Source organism: Shewanella sp. UCD-FRSSP16_17, assembly GCF_001675935.1.
Taxonomy (GTDB): Bacteria; Pseudomonadota; Gammaproteobacteria; order Enterobacterales; family Shewanellaceae; genus Shewanella; species Shewanella japonica.
On sequence record NZ_LZFV01000035.1, the window covers coordinates 614997 to 632951 of the forward strand.

Annotated in this window: 11 protein-coding genes; 3 read left to right on the forward strand and 8 right to left on the reverse strand. The window is 40.8% G+C overall.

The genetic code is table 11. The features are described 5' to 3' along the window. Window positions 1-1381 precede the first annotated feature (1381 nt). Window positions 1382-1720 (forward strand): cytosolic protein, encoded by a 339-nt coding sequence (locus tag A9267_RS16355; protein WP_065109935.1) that lies wholly within the window; start codon window positions 1382-1384, stop codon window positions 1718-1720. Here A9267_RS16355 and A9267_RS16360 read toward each other — a convergent pair. The 3 genes from A9267_RS16360 to A9267_RS16370 all read right to left on the reverse strand — a co-directional run bounded on the left by A9267_RS16360 (window position 1717) and on the right by A9267_RS16370 (window position 7083). Beyond that, entirely contained in the window at window positions 1717-4224 is a 2508-nt protein-coding gene (locus tag A9267_RS16360) for a bifunctional diguanylate cyclase/phosphodiesterase (RefSeq protein WP_065109936.1), read from the reverse strand. The genes A9267_RS16355 and A9267_RS16360 overlap by 4 nt on opposite strands. A gap of 139 nt (window positions 4225-4363) precedes the next feature. Continuing rightward, a complete protein-coding gene (locus A9267_RS16365; RefSeq protein WP_065110066.1) occupies window positions 4364-5206 on the reverse strand; it encodes a polysaccharide deacetylase family protein in 843 nt (280 codons plus the stop codon). Between the two features lie 323 nt (window positions 5207-5529). After that, a complete protein-coding gene (locus A9267_RS16370) occupies window positions 5530-7083 on the reverse strand; it encodes an amidohydrolase family protein (protein ID WP_065109937.1) in 1554 nt (517 codons plus the stop codon). 329 nt (window positions 7084-7412) lie between these two features. Between A9267_RS16370 and A9267_RS16375 the strand changes: the two genes are divergently transcribed. Beyond that, window positions 7413-7820: a hypothetical protein gene (locus A9267_RS16375; protein WP_065109938.1), complete on the forward strand. Its 408-nt coding sequence runs from the start codon at window positions 7413-7415 to the stop codon at window positions 7818-7820. Window positions 7821-7908: 88 nt separating this feature from the next. Here A9267_RS16375 and A9267_RS16380 read toward each other — a convergent pair whose 3' ends face one another. From A9267_RS16380 to A9267_RS16395, 4 genes are all read right to left on the reverse strand, one after another. After that, the gene (locus tag A9267_RS16380; protein ID WP_065109939.1) at window positions 7909-8811 is read right to left on the reverse strand and encodes a LysR family transcriptional regulator; all 903 of its coding nucleotides are present in this window, start codon (window positions 8809-8811) and stop codon (window positions 7909-7911) included. Window positions 8812-9096: 285 nt separating this feature from the next. Beyond that, entirely contained in the window at window positions 9097-10569 is a 1473-nt protein-coding gene (locus A9267_RS16385; RefSeq protein ID WP_065109940.1) for a phospholipase D family protein, read from the reverse strand. A gap of 94 nt (window positions 10570-10663) precedes the next feature. Continuing rightward, window positions 10664-12727, reverse strand: a complete 2064-nt coding sequence (locus tag A9267_RS16390) for a carboxylesterase family protein (RefSeq protein WP_065109941.1) — start codon at window positions 12725-12727, stop codon at window positions 10664-10666. Window positions 12728-13065: 338 nt separating this feature from the next. Further along, window positions 13066-14748 carry a hypothetical protein gene (locus tag A9267_RS16395; RefSeq protein ID WP_065109942.1) on the reverse strand — a complete coding sequence of 561 codons (1683 nt, stop codon included), beginning with the start codon at window positions 14746-14748 and terminating at the stop codon, window positions 13066-13068. Window positions 14749-15425: 677 nt separating this feature from the next. Between A9267_RS16395 and A9267_RS16400 the strand changes: the two genes are divergently transcribed. Next, window positions 15426-16601 (forward strand): patatin-like phospholipase family protein, encoded by a 1176-nt coding sequence (locus tag A9267_RS16400; protein WP_065109943.1) that lies wholly within the window; start codon window positions 15426-15428, stop codon window positions 16599-16601. A 209-nt stretch (window positions 16602-16810) separates the two neighbouring features. On the opposite strand, the gene A9267_RS16405 is transcribed toward A9267_RS16400, so the two are convergent. After that, window positions 16811-17671: a patatin-like phospholipase family protein gene (locus A9267_RS16405; protein WP_065109944.1), complete on the reverse strand. Its 861-nt coding sequence runs from the start codon at window positions 17669-17671 to the stop codon at window positions 16811-16813. Between the last annotated feature and the right edge of the window lie 284 nt (window positions 17672-17955).

Sequence of the window (17955 nt, forward strand, 5' to 3'; positions counted from 1 at the left end):
CCGACTGTTTAGTAAAGATAAAAAGAAAATTTAACACCTGTTTTATTAATATCAAACCCGCAAAAGTGAGCGCTTTGATGTAGAGGTCTCTACAACCTTTTATCAATAACTTTAGATTCAACAACTTATCAAAAAACTAGAAGTTTATCGAGCATAAAGTACGCGATTTTGGCTCACTTTGCTCGCGAATCATCTGCGTACATTTATAACTGTGTATTTATCTAGTACTTTAAAGTCAGATATAGTGCGCAATAGATTAGAAAATATAAGGTGATATTTTCGCGAAGCGCCACGACTTTGATTTTTCAAAATAATAAAACAGACTTTGGGCACCAACTCGTTATAACTACAAACGAAGTTTAAAGCTGGATGATTCTCCGTTGGAAATTTTTCGCCGTCTTGTCAATAAAGAATGAAAATTTCGCCGGGGATGCTGGGACTATGGTTTATAAAGAATCAAGAGGGGTGAGCAGTTTCACCCTTCTTGCTCTGGTGTGGGCGAAGCGCCACGACGTTAATCCAAACGGAGTTTGGAAATCCTGTGTGAAATCCATATGTCTAAACCTAATATTAACTAAGCGTCACGACGTTGATTTTTCTTCCAATTTTAAACAAACTTTGGGACATAAAATTGTTACGACCACCAACCTTATACTTCATTTATATTGGATCTTTTTCAGTAGTCCATTAATTCAATTTAACTAATTGCCTGCCGCAGGCTTATGTGCAAGCACGACTGTGACACGCTACAAGTTCGTCCCTGAAAGCTCGGCCATGACGTCCATGTCATGGACGGTCACAGCCTTGCTTACACTGGGATTATTTTCTCTTCGATTTGACTGCATTCGTGGCAATTTAAAGAGCTAGAAAGCTCAATTTGAATTGAGGACTTTGAAGGAAATCGCGTGAGCCTGACAGGACGTCAGGCTAGCTTTCGCGGTGCATGGATGCACCATCGGAAGCGTTAGCATTTTCGAAGAAGTCTGAAGCTGTCTACAAACGAAGTTAAAAGCTGGATTAAACCCCATCGAAAATCATGCGTTTTCCAGCATTTTTCGTTAGGGGCGCTGAGGGTTTGTTAAGGGGAACAAGCGCTTTCCCCCTTGACTCTGGTGTGGGCGAAGCGCCACGACGTTAATCCAAACGGAGTTTGGAAACAGAGATAACCCCACGACGTTAATCCAAACGGAGTTTGGAGATCCAGTGTGAAATCCCTATGCCTAAAGCTGATATTAACTAAGCAACAGGATGTTGATTTACCAAATAATGGCTTAGTGAATATCCCAAATGGCACAGAATGACGCGCTTTAGTAACTAAACCGCTACTAGGTTCTCCCCTGATAGTGATAAAATCTTTGCATCAGAATTAACGAGACACTCTATGTTTATCCATCATGTTAACGGCATCGACTGGCTGGTGATTACCGCTTTTGAAGAACTGAAAACGATGTTTATTGAAGAAGCAGGCGCTATCCCATCTTGTTTCTCAAGCGCCAGCGAATTGAGCCTGATTGATCAAGCCAAGCGCAGTTATGGATATTTGCCTACATTCAGCGGCGTAATCACTGACACGGGAACCTTTCAAAGTCAGGATAACGAAGAGGATTTGAACCCACAGCTTGCCTGCATAGTTGAAGGGCGTGGTCGGGTGTTTATCTATCACGGCGGCTATGTTGCTTTTGTGGATGACGAACACACGGTTATTACCCGAATGGACTAACCATGTGATGCAAACTCAGGGGTAAAGTACTTTTGTTGTAGTTGCTCTACTGTCAGCGGCTTATCGAAGTAATACCCTTGAATGAGGTCACATCGGTATGATTTTAACGTTAAGAACTGCCTTTTTTCTTCAACACCTTCAGCGACAACACTGATGTTGTAAGCTTCACTTATAGCAAAAATTGCTTTTACGAGTGCATTACTTTGCTTACTGCTATTAATATTATTAATAAAGCATCGATCAATTTTGATTTCAGTAATCGGTAGCTCGTTTAAATAACTCAATGATGAGTAGCCAGTGCCAAAGTCATCAAGGGAAATGCCAAACTTTAGTGCCTTTAATTCATTTAAAATTATGGCGGTCATTTTTAGATCTTGAAGCACTAAGTTTTCAGTAATTTCTAATGTAATACGATGAATATCAATACCCACTTCACTGACGATTTGAGTCACTGATTCTACGAAGTTGATATCCACTAATTGCTTAGGTGAGATATTGATTGAGACATTGATTGCACCGTGGCCATTGGGCGATGTTGCTAAGATATCTTCACAGGCTTTACGGAAAATAAATAAGCCAATATCAATAATCAGTCCGGTTCGTTCTGCAAGGTTAATAAACACGTCGGGTGAAATTGAACCAAGCTTTGGGTTATTCCAACGAGCAAGCGCTTCAACGCTTTGTATTTTCACATTGCGGGTATTGATTTGAGGTTGATACAAGACGCTAATTTCATTGTTGTCTAATGCCTCCCTTAGTTGCTCTTCTAGCTGATACTCATAACTGACCTGAGCATCGACTTCTGCATTAAAGAATGTGACTGAGCCGTTTAAATTGGTTTTAGATTTATAAAGTACGATGTCAGCTTTTCGGATCAAGCCTTCAGGATCTTGGCTGTCTGAGGGATACATACTAATACCGATACTGCACTTAATCATATGTTCAGTGTTATTTACCGTATAGGCTTTATTTAAGATCGTTTGTATTAGCGCAATTTTTTGATGCACTTGTTGGTTGTTATCTAAGTTAGGAAAGCAAAATGCAAACTCATCGCCACCAAAGCGTGCCAAGGTATCGATAGGTTCAATTGATTGCGCTAGGGCTTGGCTTAATTTTTTAAGTAATTCATCTCCTGATGATTGGCCATAAATATCATTAACCTTTTTGAAGTTATCAATATCAATCAGCACCAGCGCGAGCTTTTTATGGTGTTTTTTAGCAGATTTAAGATCTTGGTTAATCTTGTCTAATAAACACATTCGATTAGGAAGCCCAGTTAATGCATCATGCATTGCCATATGTTTCATGGTGGCTTTTGAGTTGGCTAACTTAGTAAAATCCTTTTCGATACGGTGTTTAAACTTTTTGAATCGATTCGCAATAAGGTTACTTGCAAATAAACAGCCTCCCACCATAAGAAAAGTGGAGATGATGCTTAATGTCAGTACCTTCATTAATTTCTCGTGGTTATTGAGCAGCAAGGCTTCTTGCTTGCTCATAAGGTAAGTTTCAAAGTCATGGGAATTGAAGTGAGAGCCAACAACCCAGCCCCATGGTTCAAACAGTTTGGCATAAGTGATTTCTACTGGGGTTAATGCAAACTCTGTTTGGCTCGATAAATCAAACTCCACTAAGTTACCTTCAGTGGTTACTTGGGAAAGTATCTGTTTCACCATTTGTTGCGTTGTATCTTCATGGCGCTCAATAAAAGCATGCTCGTTATGCGTGATAGGGTTAGCGAGTGAGTGACCTTGTTTGTCAATGACAAACAGGCGTTGATGATTACCGTAGTCGTATTCAGAAATCCAATTCAGTAAGGTTGCCTTTACATCATTTTCAACATCGGCGACATACTCTCCAGTGCCGATAAACCAATTAAATGGGGTAAATTGTTTACCAAAGCCGACTTTTTCGAATTCTTGTGTGGCTGGGTACCCCGGTTTTTGGTACCACCAATGATAAAAGGCTTCACCTTGTTGGCGTTTTATTTTATTGATGTGCTCTTGCAGGATGAAAGTGCCGCGTAAATCTTGGGCATCCCATACTGAGGTGCCTTCCAGATGGGGCTTTAATCCATGCAGGATATTATTGCCCTGCATGTCAAAAATGAAAAAATACCCTCTGCCATCATTAAAGCGTATCGGCCTTAACGCATTGATAATCATTTTTATGACGTCTGATTTCGGCTTGTCAGGGTTATTAACGAATATACTTTGCGCGATTGAGTGGGCTTCATCGACCCGTGATTTGGACTGCTGTTTTAGCTGTGATAACACCAAGTTGTTTTTGAATTGAATGACATTGATGACTTGATTTACTTGTTGATTAATCTCTTTTTTCTGGCGTGAAATAACGTCTTCTCGAAGGGATAGGATGCTTTCATTTTCTTTTTGTTGGTTGTCATGAATGATGACCGCATTGATCACTATCATAAAAAAGCATACCGTTAGCGCAGGGGCATACTTGATTAAGTTAATCAGTTTTTGGTCATTCCATAGCAGCATAATCTTCCTTGAATATCCTTGTATTTCTGTTTTAGCTTAGACTAAACATAGAACAAAACTCAACGCCTCTTATTAAGATAAATAATATCGATATCAATTACTTTGGATTATGTGAGAATCATCAAGCTATTGATGGTATTTAATGAGGCTTGGTTGCTTTTTCATCAAGGTTAAGTGCTGAGTTAACATGCCCCATGATATTTCGATAAGTGTCGACCCACAGGATGTCTCGGTTATCGCTCAAATACTGCAGTAATTCATTGTGAGCTTGATTGCTGACGCTTAAGTAATCTTCTTCAATGCCGTGAAATAATATGTTGGCAATGCCCCCTTGTTGCAGGGCTTGCTTGACAAAATTAATCAAGGTTTCGCCATCTACATTTTCAGGCATTAATAGCAAATTGAACTTTGGAGCCAGTTGTGGATTGTAACCTTTTATTGCGACAAAGTTTTCACGTATGGCATCAATATAATTACCATCTGCGGCATAAAAATCACCGCATGGCGGCGTAAAAGTACGCTCAGTTTGTTGGTCTATGGCTTCAAGGAAGGTATTGGCGGTTTCGATTTCTTGCTGCATTTGTGCGACGGTTTTAGTATCAAGATTATTGTGAGGCTCGACCCACTCACGTCCTTCAATACTTTTACTGCAGGCATGGAATAAGGTGTGGTTGCCCAGTTCGTGGCCATCAGCGGCAATATCACGCCATCGCGCTAGGGCGGTTTGGGTACCAGAATTAGATAGCGTGAGATAAAAAGAGGCTTTAAAACCATGCTTATTTAACGCTGGAATCGCGTAGTCTAATTGGCTGAGTAAAGCATCATCATAGGATAAGCTTACCGCAGCTTGATAATGATAAGGCCAGTTAATATTCCTTTGGCTTGTAGTCGCTTGGTTTGTTGCAGCATATGCAGTGCTAGTGATTTGAAAGCTCGATAACACCAAAAGGGTGATGGCTGATGCAAGATATTGGCGCAACATAACTAATCCTTGTACTTGTAATGCTGTATTGAATTGTAATGGTGTATTGAATTGCTTTTCCAGCTTATAGACATCAAGTTTCAACACCACTGACTGAAGCGGCTCATTAAGAAAAAAGCTGGTTTGGTCTTAGTCGTCAGCGTGAACGTGTTTATAAAGTAACAATGCCAGCCATGAAAGCAATCAAATTTATGGCATGGGGCTATTCATGTAATGAATGGTGCTTAGAGATATAAATAAATGATGCGCAGTGAACACAATAAAAAGGGGCGTTAATGCAATTATTAACGCCCCTATACGTTTTGTTGAGACTAGTAAAACGCTTAGTTTCTTACCGCTTGACCTGGGTAGATATCTTTTAATACCACAGAGTCATTAACAATGACGGTACCGTTAATCAATACATAAGGAATACCCGTTGTTGGTAAACCTGCATCGGTTAACGTGGCGTTATCTGTTACGGTTGCAGGGTCAAAAATAGTAATGTCTGCATCTTTGTTCACTTGAATACGGCCTTTATTTTCCATCGCATGCACACCGTTTTCTTGTAAGTATTTCGCAGGCTTGTAACTCATTTTAGAGATAGCGGTCATGAGTGGCATGATGTTTTTCTCACGCACTAAACGTAATACTTTGCCATGAGTTCCCGCAGCTCTAGGGTGACCTTGTAAGCCTTCATAAGGGGTGTCAAACTCAACAGCCATTTGCCCTGTAGCTGCTATGGTTAGCGGCATAGCGTCGCTGCCAACATGAACATTCTCATCAACGAGTGCATCTAGCATGCCTTGTTGAGATATTCCTGCAAAAATCACTGATGCACTTGGGTTGCTCGCCACTAACTCATCGTAACGTTCTTTAGTTAACGGCTTCATGGTTTCCACTTCAATGATATCTTTATACGTTCGCCCCATGTTGGGACCATAGTTATCAGGAACGAGGTAATCTGCACCAACAATGGTTGCACCTTGATAATATGGGTAAACTTCTGCTGAAACTTTTAGACCAGCTTTACGGGCATCTGCAATCATTTTTAATGCTTCAGGTGTTTTCTCTAATGACTGTTGGTGGATATGTTGGATCAGTAAGCCGCCGCCATAAATACCTACATTTGAGATCATTTCTTGGAAGCCTAGAATGCCAGTCGTTGAAGGGTTTTGACTTGAGAATCGACCATGTAAATAGGTTGATGAACCATATTGGGCTGCGGTTTCTTGCCAAGAGATCGTTTCTGCAGAGGTCGTGCCTGCTGACATGTAACCGACAGGGACACCAACACCAATGGCACCTTGCCCCATTTCTTGGGCGACCTTGTTATTAATTTTTTCTATTTGCTCTTTGTTAGGCAAAAATGTTGCTACTTCCAATGTCGCATGAGAATGCTCATGTTCGTGTTGTTCAAATAAGTCGGTGACCAGTGACCCTGTTCGCGAGTTATAATCAGGGTTCACAATTGACTCTCTAATTCCTGCTGGTGATACCGATGTACCATAGTTGGTTATCGATTTTCCTTCAAGGCGATCGTAGAAAGCATTAACAGGGTAAGAACCCACCTCTAAATCTAACGGGGTCGTCACACCATCACGTAAGTGTAATTTTTGGCCAAATGGAATGTTTGATACATGAGAGTGAGTGTCAATAAACCCTGGCGCAACCACTAAACCTTTGGCATTGATTGATTGTTTACCCTCGATGATGTCTTTGGTAATGCTTAAAATTTTACCATCTTTAATGCCAATATTGGCGACTTGATCAAAACCTGTTTCAGGATCCATCACGCGTCCTTCGTTGATGACAATATCAAAGTCTTGTGCTTGAACTTGACCACCAATGAGTGCCATTGCGATAACCAATGGAGTGATTTTGCTGACTTTTTTCATGATTATTCCTCGAGTTAGAAAGATGAACATTAAATCCATCGTATTCAGGCAGCGTGTTTGCCTGTTGAATGACGAGTAATTTACTGGCTAACTGCAAAAAAGTGATATCTCTTAGGGAGGATTTAATCATCATCTTGGAGGGGGGAACTGCCCCCTTTTGTGTACCTTTTTGTGTAATAGAAAGGCTTTATTCCCAAGTGGCGGGTTTTTGGGTGCATGTTTTATCTGCATTGAAACCTGTGGTGATGAAATTGTCATCGCTTGTCGATTATCTGGATTAAGAAGTGATTTGACTATCTCGGTTTACACCAATACCGAAGATGGCACTAATGAAACGATCGACCTTAGCAACACTTTTATTGAGCTCACTAATGTTTACTGGCACTTATTCCTCGGCAATCGTTGCCGAAGAAAAACCTGAACATGCCCCTTCTGATTTAACCAAAGCAACGACATCTGGCTACGCCGCGATGAGCAATAAAGGGGACTTGAAGGTGTCTATTGCAAGTTCGTTTAGTGTCAGTCCCACCCAAGAAGGAACGCTGACGCTTGAAGGGACGATGAACAATGAAGGTGAGTATAGCGACAGTCGTTTACAATACTTTCATGTGTTTGACTTAGAAAGTACAGCCGTACCTAAGGTCGTGATGTCATTGGATATGATTAACAATGATGCTTTTACCACGGCAGCTGCTCACGATGTATGTGCGGTTTTTCCGTGTAGATTACCGTGTTGAACGCCATGTAACTGATGTAAAAAAGCGACGTTGAGTCGCTTTTTTATTGCGTGTTTTTTATGACGAGCATGTTTTCAGTAAAGGATTGCTATTGAACCTGCTGGCCTAACGATATGTATCGATCAAACGCCGCTTTTATCGACTTTTTCACTTCAATGATGGGCTTTGTTTTTAAACTCCACAAAGCCAGTGGGACGTAATAGTCATCGCTAATTTGCGGACATTGTATTTGCAGTAGCTCATTGGTGGCGTTGGCATGGTCTTGATGTTTTGGGAGTAAGGTCCAGCCTAAATTATCGTTGACTAATTTGATGGCGAGCGACAATTGATCCACAACATCATAATGGGGTGACAAGGTGATTTTTTTTGCCATATTTTCATCTAAAAAAGATTTTAGAATAATTTGTCTTGATGATTGCAGCGCGGTAAACACTTCATTGCTATCGAGCTTGGCGATATCACTATTGCGATTAACATACGGAGCAAAAGGCATTTGGCCGAGTAAGACATAATCTAAATTACTCATGGCGCTGGCATTCGTGATATTCACAATACCAAAATGAATAGACTCATCTTCAATTCCCGCTCGGATCTCTTGCTGAGTCCGCACTAATAGACGCACCCGCATATTAGGAAAGTCAGAGGTGAGCTGCGCTCTAATCAATGACAAGGCTGTGTGTGGAATAAAGCTGTTATAAGCGATTGTAATTGAATCAAGTTCGCCGTAGGAAAGACTAAGCGCGACTTTATCGAAAGTTTTGACTTGTTCTAAGGCTTGCTTAGCGTAATGGTACAGTAAACTGCCTTCGTGTGTTGGGGTGACATTTCGAGCGCCTCGTTCAAACAAGGTCACTGCTACTTGGTCTTCTAAATTGCTGATCACTTGTCCAACAGTCGTGCGGTGTTTATTGAGTTTGATTGCGGCTTTACTGATGGATTGTTCCTCATAAACAATCACGAAAGCTTGTAGCTGCTCTAGACTAAAATTCATTCACCGCTCCGAGGTTGGTTGCATCAAGCTCTAAATTATTAATATAACTGAAGACTGGATATTATTAGCATAACTGAACTCAAGTTATGTTGCTGTTTGATTTACGCTGTTTTCAATAAAAATGGCTGATGATGCAATGACTGAAGATAGTAATGGCTGAAGAGTGTAATGGGCTGCGTTAGTTTTAAAACGTTGTTGCTTTTTTAGGGCAGATAAAAATAGGGCATAACATGGAAATGTTATGCCCTAAAATCGTGAGCGGTAAAGATGCATTGCAGTATCACGTTATAACTCTGACTCACCATCCATTTTTCTAAACAGCCAGTCTGGTAATTTATGCCAGCTTCCATAATTAGGATTGCTATTGAGTACCTTATCTTGACTTCGCCACTGGATATCCCCGTTTTCTTGTTGGGTTACATGCCAAAAAAGCGTGGCTTTTTGTTGTAAAAGATACTGGTGTAGATGCTCGGCAAACTCAGTGCTGTGAACGAACAAGCCAAACTCTATGTTTAAGAAATCTGAGCGTGGATCAAAGTTTGATGACCCCACATAAGAGACATGATTATCTAGAATAATGGTCTTGTTATGGTAGTAAGTATCACCATGGTAAAAATGATCGTCATTTTTGGCCGTGTCTTTATATTCATAAATATCGACTCCCATATCCAATAAGGTTTGACGGTGCTTTTCATAATATGCCGGGATAAATAGCGAATCATTTGACGCTGACGAGTTGGTCACTAACGTGACTTTTGATGCTTGGGCTGTCAGGTTTGCAATGACCGTAAATTCGTTATCTGTCGGCACAATGTAAGGGGTTGAAATAACGACATCCTTGGCTTGTTGTAACTCTTCACTGACCGTCATTTCAGCTCGTGTTCTGAAGTAAGGTAAACGGTCATGCATTTTTTGCAGTGAATCGAAAACAGGTGACACTGTCACATCAATAAACGCTGGATTTGTCATATTATTGATTGTTAATTCAATATCTTGTGTTATTTTTGGGTGCTTTTTTTGGGCTTTAGCTAAGGCTTTAGAAAAGTGGCGTGTGTCGCTAATATCCGTATTCACCTTAATTAATTCACTCACAGGGACAACAAAGTCACTTTGCCATTGCTGTTCATAATTGGTTGCAAATGGCGCAATAATATCGCCAGTGAACAGCACATCTAAGTCGAAAAAGTTAGCCTCTTTACTGTAACCAAAATACTCGTCGCCAATGTTTCTACCGCCGAGGATCATTTGCTGATGATCGACGTTAAAATACTTTTCATGCAAACGATTATCTAGCACTTCTTGATGGATTTGGAAATCAAAAGCACGGCCAACCCAGCCCATTTTTCGCGAGTTAAATGGGTTGAAAATTTTGATTTGGACATTAGGGTGCTTGTCGACATCCGCCAGCCATTTTTCATTAAAAACCAGTAAGTCATCTAAGGTTAGCCTGACCTTCACGCCACGGTCAGCTGCGAGTTTGAGCTCATTCAATAAGGTGAGGCCTAAGGTATCGCCATTCCACGAAAAATAGGTCATATCGATGCTTGATTGTGCTTTTCTGACTAAATCAATTCGACGGGCAAAGGCTTCATTTGCCGCTGGAATTAAGTAAGCCTGTGCTTGGTAATTACGTTTAACAAAGTGAGCTTCAAAATCTTCAGGTACGCTAGGGTTTGGGGTTGCGCAACCCGTTATGAGCAGTACGCAACACGCTAATGACCAAAGTGTGAATGCTTTATAAAACGGGGAGAAAAACATAAGATATCCGTTACAGTTAACTATTAAAGTCGTAAAAAAGGCCAGCGAACTGGCCTAATAAGAATCTTGCTTACCTGCGGTGATAAAGGGATATTTACAGATAACCTAGAATGAGATCTAAATCTTCAAGCCCTTGAAGGCGACCTTGTCTTAATTCAGGATCTTGACCTGGTTGCTGGCTATCCCAGTCTGATTTGAAAGTATCGATACCATCTTCATCAATGATCAAGACGCTATCATTGTTGTATTGGTAATTTTCGAATAGTGCGTCGCTAAACCAAAGACGAGACATTTTATCCATTAACGCTTGGTCTTTACTGCTAACTGATGCCGCAGAACCATCGAGTTTTAGTGGTTTGTTAAATACAAATGGCAGTTCTGAACCATTACATGCACCACTGATACAGCTGATAGTTTTAATCACATCACCAATGTCGACAGTGCCATCTTCACCTTCAGTGTTATAAGTCCATACGTTGAAACTTGCATGGTAACCAAACTGGTAAAAAGTGGCGTCTACGTTATTTTCTTGAGTCTCACGTGCTTGTTTACGTGAAGGGCCTGCAAACAGCATGTCATTTAACATCATTCTAAATTGCGTCATGTTAGCTATTGCGCCCGATAACTCACCTTCATTGTTTGGATAAAAGTCGGTTAAATCGAGTAACGCATTGGTGGTATCACCGTTGCCAAGGCCAAAGTGAAATTTAACAATGGCTTCGTAAGCTGTGCTCGGTAAAATATCACCTAACTCCACTTGCGCTTTAATGTCATCAGCGGTTAATTGGGCAATCTCTTGCTCAACTAACGCCATGTTTTTCTCATCAGCAAGCCAAGTCAGCATATTCTGATTAATGTCACCTTGCTCAATGAGTTCAGGCTCTAATTCACTGATTAAATTGATAATCGTTGGAATTAAGAATGTTAAACTTGGCAGCATACCCATGGTATTTGCTTCATCAGTATTGTTACCAATAACAGTTGGTACGGTAAAATGATCCAATGATGGCTGAGTCGTTAAGTGATATCCCTTAATCGTCGTACCCAAAAGTGGCTTTTTGTATTCAATATAGGGCGCAAAAGGCATTAAATTTGCCATAGGCGTAATTTCACCTGACAATTTACTGGTCAAGCATAATCCGCTACCGACTAAGTTATCTAAATCTACACATGACAAACCTGTCCAATCACCGATACGCGATAGTGCTGATGACGCTTTAGCTTGTACTTGCATCAACTGGTCAAGAGGAAGAGCTTTTAAGTCCACTTGATCTATATCTTCCATTTCGGCCTGATAATCAGTGATTTTTGTGGCGAAATCACTGGCTTGATCGTAACTGCGGTAGTCAAAACCTGCAGGGTTACTTTGCATAATTGCACGAGTAAAGTACTCGCCAGCCATAGGCTCTTCAGTTGCTTCTTGTTGTAAAATGCCTACCGACATTGCACCAGCGCCTTGACCGATTAGGGTGATGTTTTCAATATCACCGCCAAAGTCAGCAATATTGTTATTGACCCACTCTAATGCACGCTTTTGATCGCCAAGGCCATAGTTGCCGCCTTGATTATCTTTAAGCCAGTGACTGCCTAACATCCCTAAGCGGTAGTTAAGGGTAATCGCAATAAAAGGGTTACCTTCAGCTGCGCCTTGAGCAACGACAGTATCACCATGAATCAAAGGTTCAGAGCCTGCGCCGTATTCAAAATCACCACCATGGATAAATACATAAACCGGTAGTACCACATCCGTTGACAGATCCGCTGGACGCCAGATGTTCAAATTTAAGCAATCTTCTGACTGTGGTTGTGATGTTGTTTTAAGCTGTGGACAAGCAAAACCGAAGTCTTGAGCGTCAACTTCTTCGCTCATATCCAATACGCCACTGTGATCAAAACGCTCAGCTGTTGCGTAAGTGATGCCTTTAAACGTTTCGATACTGGCTAGTGTTTCTTCACCGTCTGGTGATGTCACTACGTGAGATTCTTTTAATGCTTTTACATTGCTATTACCGACTTCTATTGTCACTTTTTCTGTCGGTAATGGTGATAATTCTGGTGGTGGCGTCGGGGTGGTTTCGTTGTTATCGTCACTGCTCCCGCATGCAGCTAATGTCAGCGTGATTGAAACCGCAAGTATTGTTTTATTAAATAACGTCATCTTCGTATCCTGTATTGGGCATTGCCCTTGTTAACGCAGCCGCTGTTCGCCTTGTCTGGCTTACTCTTTTTTGTTTAAGTTTGTTGGCTGCGTTGTCAATGAATGTGGTTGTATATTAATTGCTCAACCCCTACATGCGTAATCGCTTATGTAGGATGAAGTCCACATGATGTAACGTGGCTTTCGTTTCTGAGTTTTCGTTCGTTTTTTATTGTGAGCACTTAGCTGTGATTGTTTAGCTAGCTTGATTAACGCTAGCTAAACGATTAGCCCAATTAGCACAACAAAATCGAACGTCGAGTTACTGGCAATGAATAAAGCGAGTAACGGTGAACACGTTAGAAATGGTAACCAAAGTTCAGTGTCACTGAGTTGCGAGTTTCACCTTTGTTATAAAGCACACTTAAATTGTAGTTTTTACCAAATTGCTTATTAAATCCGACTAGGTAAGCCCATTTTTCTAGGTCGACACCGACGTTATAGAAAAACTCTTCTCCGCCCAATTCAACACCTGCAATAGACCCTTCCATATTCGGCTTTAGACCTTGATATTCGGCACCTATAAAAAACTGGGTTCGGTATTCTGCTAACTGGTAGCCCAACATAGGTTGTACTGTTAAGATGCCGTCACCCCATTTACCAGTGCCAACCATTCTTGTTTTTGAGTAACTACCTGTAACAGATGCGAAAAACTGTTTGTAACCGACAGATAAGGTTGTACCAATCCCCATCAAGTCGTATTCGAGATGTAGTGGCACGCTTAAAGTGCCAGATTGACATAACGCCGATAACTCATTACAAAAAGCGTTACCTAAACCAGGTAATTTATTGTTAAGTTTTTCTTGTAACTGCAGGCCAATTTCGCCTGTGTACTCAGCATCAACTTTGGCATCAACGTTGATTTTTCCGAAATATCCAAACACGTTCCAAAATGGCAAGATGTTGACATCACCGCGTAAACTCAAGCTTTCAGCGTTAACTTGTGCCACCGATTTAAATGGGTCGAAAAGGTCATTTAAATTCGCTCCCATAATGTCAAAATCACTGAAACCAAAATTCATATCTTGATTACGGTAGGCAACCGAAATACCAAATGGCAATGGAACATCAATACCTTGGCGACGTACCATGTCACCCATTAATGGAAATACTCGGTCTAATTTAACGCTTTCTTCGTTGAAGCGAGGGTTAGATACTTGTGATAGTCGCTTTTCGTTTATCACACTTTCGCCATAAACATCGTCGTAAAAAGCCACAGGCTCAGTTAACGTAGTGACATTGACTGGTATGTCTTTTTTATTGACGCCCGTTGCCTCAATACGCTTATTTTTAATCTTGACAGAACCGTCTGCCTGAGTCGTAAAGTTCACCACTTGCTGGTAGTCATCAATACGGAACTCTTGATATGTAATTGGACGATTGTTCTTGATGATCATTTTTATTGGTTGGTTATTCTCAACCGTGATTTTGACTCGCATAAAACGAAAGTATGCGATGTCTTGCGGCAAGCCATATTTTGAATAGTTAAACGCAATTTCTACTTGGCCGTTATCCAGTTCTGTAGCGGTAACCGACGATGGATCATAGCTTTGTGCATAATTACGTAAGCGATATTCAATCCTTGTATTGGCTTCAATTTCATTGATGATGTCTTCATTTTCATCAAGTTTGGCAGGGTCATATTTGATTCTAAGGTCGATGTTGCCCTTTTCATCGGTACTTTGAATAAGAAAGACTTCAGAGGTGCGCTCTTCGTCACCAACAGTGGTAGTTCGGTTTACATGCTCAACTAAGTGCTCGCCTTGAACTAACGAGTTAAGGCCTAATTTTGGTAAATCATCAGCAATACCATATTTGGCAAAAATAGCCTTACCTGAGAGGTTAACTTGCTGTTGTTCTGATTCTGTAATGCTCAGCTCTTCGGCATTCAGTTTCAATGGGATATTTAGTGCTAATGCACCAAAGCCAATTGATAAAATGTGTTTCGGGACGGATGTCATCCAGTTTTTTGCAAAATTCATTTAGTTGCTGCTCCTACTGAACCACAAAACTATGTGTATTCAATCGTTATTGATGTCAACTAACCGTTCATTTGTTAGTCGTGAATCTCATACAAACCTCGCTAAAAAGGCTGCAGTTTTTTTTGTGCCGCTAGCGCTTTTTGCATTGATGAAACTGTGTTGGCGAGCATTCTAGGGAGAAAGATTAAATTTAGTTAATCGCGTTTGTAGGACGAAACCCTCGGTTTGTTTTTTATACAAACTGATTGATAAATGACGAAACACAAACTGTTGAATGGGTTACTTGAGAGAAGGAATGAATTCCGTTTGCAGCTAGGAGTTAAGTGCTGAGGAAATGGCGTTGAGAATGGAATTAGGGAAGTGATGCATTTTCCATTGAGTCATTGGGGCTGTAACACGAAACGCTAGAGACTTGGTCAATACAGGATGAGGGTTTGATCCTTCATATGTGATTCTGCTTAGGTCATTTCAGTCTCTATAATGCGTCAAATCAACCTGCTAACCTTAGGTGTTTCACTATAAAGTTACTGATTTAAAAGCTTTTTATAATAAGTGGTGTGTAGGTGTGACAAAGTGGATTTACCCCATTAAGCGTTATTTTCTGTGTTGTAGCCACAAACGGCGGACCAACAGAAGAGAAGGCTTGTTGCAATAAACAGAACATATAGAGAGAAGCAATGAATCACGTTAAACAGATAGCAGCCATTTTATTATTGATGCTTATCGCTGGCTGTAGCACCACACATACTTTGGATCTTCGAGTTCCTGAACAGGGTTATGAGCAAGCGACCGTTGGCGGTGAAGCAAAATCACCTAATGCTGAACCGCTGCGCTTTTGGGCTGGGGAACCATCCACTTTTTTATATTCTGATTTAACAAAATCCACCCCGTTAACTGTTCAGGGCGATGCGTTAAACATTTTAGTGTTATCAGGAGGCGGGGCTAAAGGTGCGTTTGGTGCAGGTGTCGTTAATGGCTTATACGATCATGATCAACTTGAACAATACACAATAGTGACAGGCGTTAGTGCGGGGGCATTAATCGCACCATTTGCGTTTCTAGGTGGCGATGAAGTGCCTAGATTAAAGCAGGTGATGCTAGGCATTAATGACAAAGAAATCATGGGCAAACGTAACTTTTTAAATACGCTTTTTAAAGATGCTTTTACCAACGGTGACAATATGCTGGAGTTCATTGCTAGCGTGTACACCCCAGAAATGATAGCTGACATCGCTAAGCAACATAATGCAGGACGTCGATTATTTATCGGCACAACACAGTTTGATTCTGGCCGTTTATCAATATGGAATATTGGTGCGATTGCTAACAGTAATATCGACAATAAAGCTGGTTTTATTCATCAAATTTTAGCGGCGAGTGCATCGATCCCTGGTGTGTTCCCACCGCAGTTTATCAAGGTCGACTATCAGGGTGAAGCGTATGAGGAATTGCACGTCGATGGTGGTTTATCTGCACAAATGTTCTTTGAGCCAGTGACAACAGATTATGGAAAGCTATCAAAGGCACTTGGGCTAACTCAACAGCCATATATTCATGTTATCCGCAATGGCATGTTAACTATGCCTTATGAAGTGATACCAGATAAGGGCATGGCATTACTGACTCGAAGTTTAAAAAGTTTAACAGTGCTGCAAAGCAGAGGTGACTTATACAAAATGCTTTATGACAGCCAATTACAACAAATCGATTTGAGCTTCACCTATGTGGATAACGAATTTGATGCACCAGTAGAAACTAAGGCAATGTTTGATTTTGAATACATGCAAGCACTTTACAATTACGGCTATGACAAAGCAGTGAAGGGGCAAGTGTGGTCTAAGCAATTACCTTAATAGAAACGGGTTTTAAGCCAATTAACAATACTCAGTTTAACCATAAAAATACGAGATAAATCGACTTTTCATTACCAACCCTAATCGTTGATTACAGCTTTACCTGTCCATGTGTTGTGGCACAAGGTGTAGCAAATTTGCGTCAAAGCACTTTTGGTAATCAATGCACGGAAGCAGCTTGTTAGCCGGACATCTTGTCCGGCTTTTTTTTAACTAAAACAGGGTTTCGCAAGCAAGGTATCTGCAGCTGTGATTCCCATTTGATATCCTGCCTCTAAAACCGCTTTATCAGTGGTTAATCTACCGACGTTAAAATCATCTGGCGGGGCGATAATATGGATTTTGCAGTCTGCTGGTGGCTGCATGATAAAGTCGATGGCTTGGTTATAATTGGTTGCACGGTTCACCATGGCTTCTGCAAGTTTAGGGTGTCGTTTGAGAGTTTTAGTGATTAGCCAAGGTATTTTGGGCGCCTTTTTGCGATAACCTAATGGTCTAGATAATACTACTGTGATCTCTTTGGCGCCCATTTCGTAGGCTTTAATAACAGGTATTGAATCGGCAATGCCGCCATCTGTCATAGGAGCACCTTGATAAGTAGGAAAGTCTCGATAAGCGATAGGCACTGAACAGGATGCTTTTAAAATCTGTTCGAGATTGTCTTCAGTGCTTTTTATATAAACCGCTTCACCTGTATTGATGTTGGTTGTGACCACAAATAAAGGGATCGGCTGCTGCACAAACGCTGCCATATCGTAATAGCATTCTTTTGCCAAAATATCCCATAACCAGTCAAGCTCAAGCCAATGACCACCACGAATAAAACGACCAAAATCAATAAATTCAGGCAGGCATGAATAATGGGTAATGATACGGTAATTGCGCTGCTTTTGATGAGATAACCAAGAGGCTAAATTTGTTGAACCAGCTGACACGCCGATACAAAAGTCGAAAGGACGATATTGTTGTTCAATAAATCTGTCTAACACGCCAGAGGCAAAGATCCCTCTCATTGCGCCGCCTTCTACTACAAGGGCGTGTTGATTTTTCGTGGTGGTATATGCATCCATTGCGGTTTCTTTATCGCTCAATGCGATTATCTGATTCGAGTGATGTCATTATCTTAATGTTGATAGAGTAAAGACTCAATATTTGTCATGGGATCCGCTAATGATAGCGTCGATTATTATGGATTAATAAGTCCATAATGTTTGGTGCTGGTGGCTATGTCGAAATTAGCCATTTTTAACTAGTATTACTGCAACAAGATTTTAAGCGACTTTATTCATGGGGATGGCAATAACATTCTCTTGATTCATTTTTGTCTCTTGATTCATTTTTTGACATTGCTTAT

Coding starts and splice junctions, on each gene's coding strand:
- A9267_RS16355 (WP_065109935.1), top strand. CDS start 1,382: ATGTTTATCCATCATGTTAACGGCATCGACTGGCTGGTGATTACCGCT.
- A9267_RS16360 (WP_065109936.1), bottom strand. CDS start 4,224: ATGCTGCTATGGAATGACCAAAAACTGATTAACTTAATCAAGTATGCC.
- A9267_RS16365 (WP_065110066.1), bottom strand. CDS start 5,206: ATGTTGCGCCAATATCTTGCATCAGCCATCACCCTTTTGGTGTTATCG.
- A9267_RS16370 (WP_065109937.1), bottom strand. CDS start 7,083: ATGAAAAAAGTCAGCAAAATCACTCCATTGGTTATCGCAATGGCACTC.
- A9267_RS16375 (WP_065109938.1), top strand. CDS start 7,413: ATGAAACGATCGACCTTAGCAACACTTTTATTGAGCTCACTAATGTTT.
- A9267_RS16380 (WP_065109939.1), bottom strand. CDS start 8,811: ATGAATTTTAGTCTAGAGCAGCTACAAGCTTTCGTGATTGTTTATGAG.
- A9267_RS16385 (WP_065109940.1), bottom strand. CDS start 10,569: ATGTTTTTCTCCCCGTTTTATAAAGCATTCACACTTTGGTCATTAGCG.
- A9267_RS16390 (WP_065109941.1), bottom strand. CDS start 12,727: ATGACGTTATTTAATAAAACAATACTTGCGGTTTCAATCACGCTGACA.
- A9267_RS16395 (WP_065109942.1), bottom strand. CDS start 14,748: ATGAATTTTGCAAAAAACTGGATGACATCCGTCCCGAAACACATTTTA.
- A9267_RS16400 (WP_065109943.1), top strand. CDS start 15,426: ATGAATCACGTTAAACAGATAGCAGCCATTTTATTATTGATGCTTATC.
- A9267_RS16405 (WP_065109944.1), bottom strand. CDS start 17,671: ATGGATGCATATACCACCACGAAAAATCAACACGCCCTTGTAGTAGAA.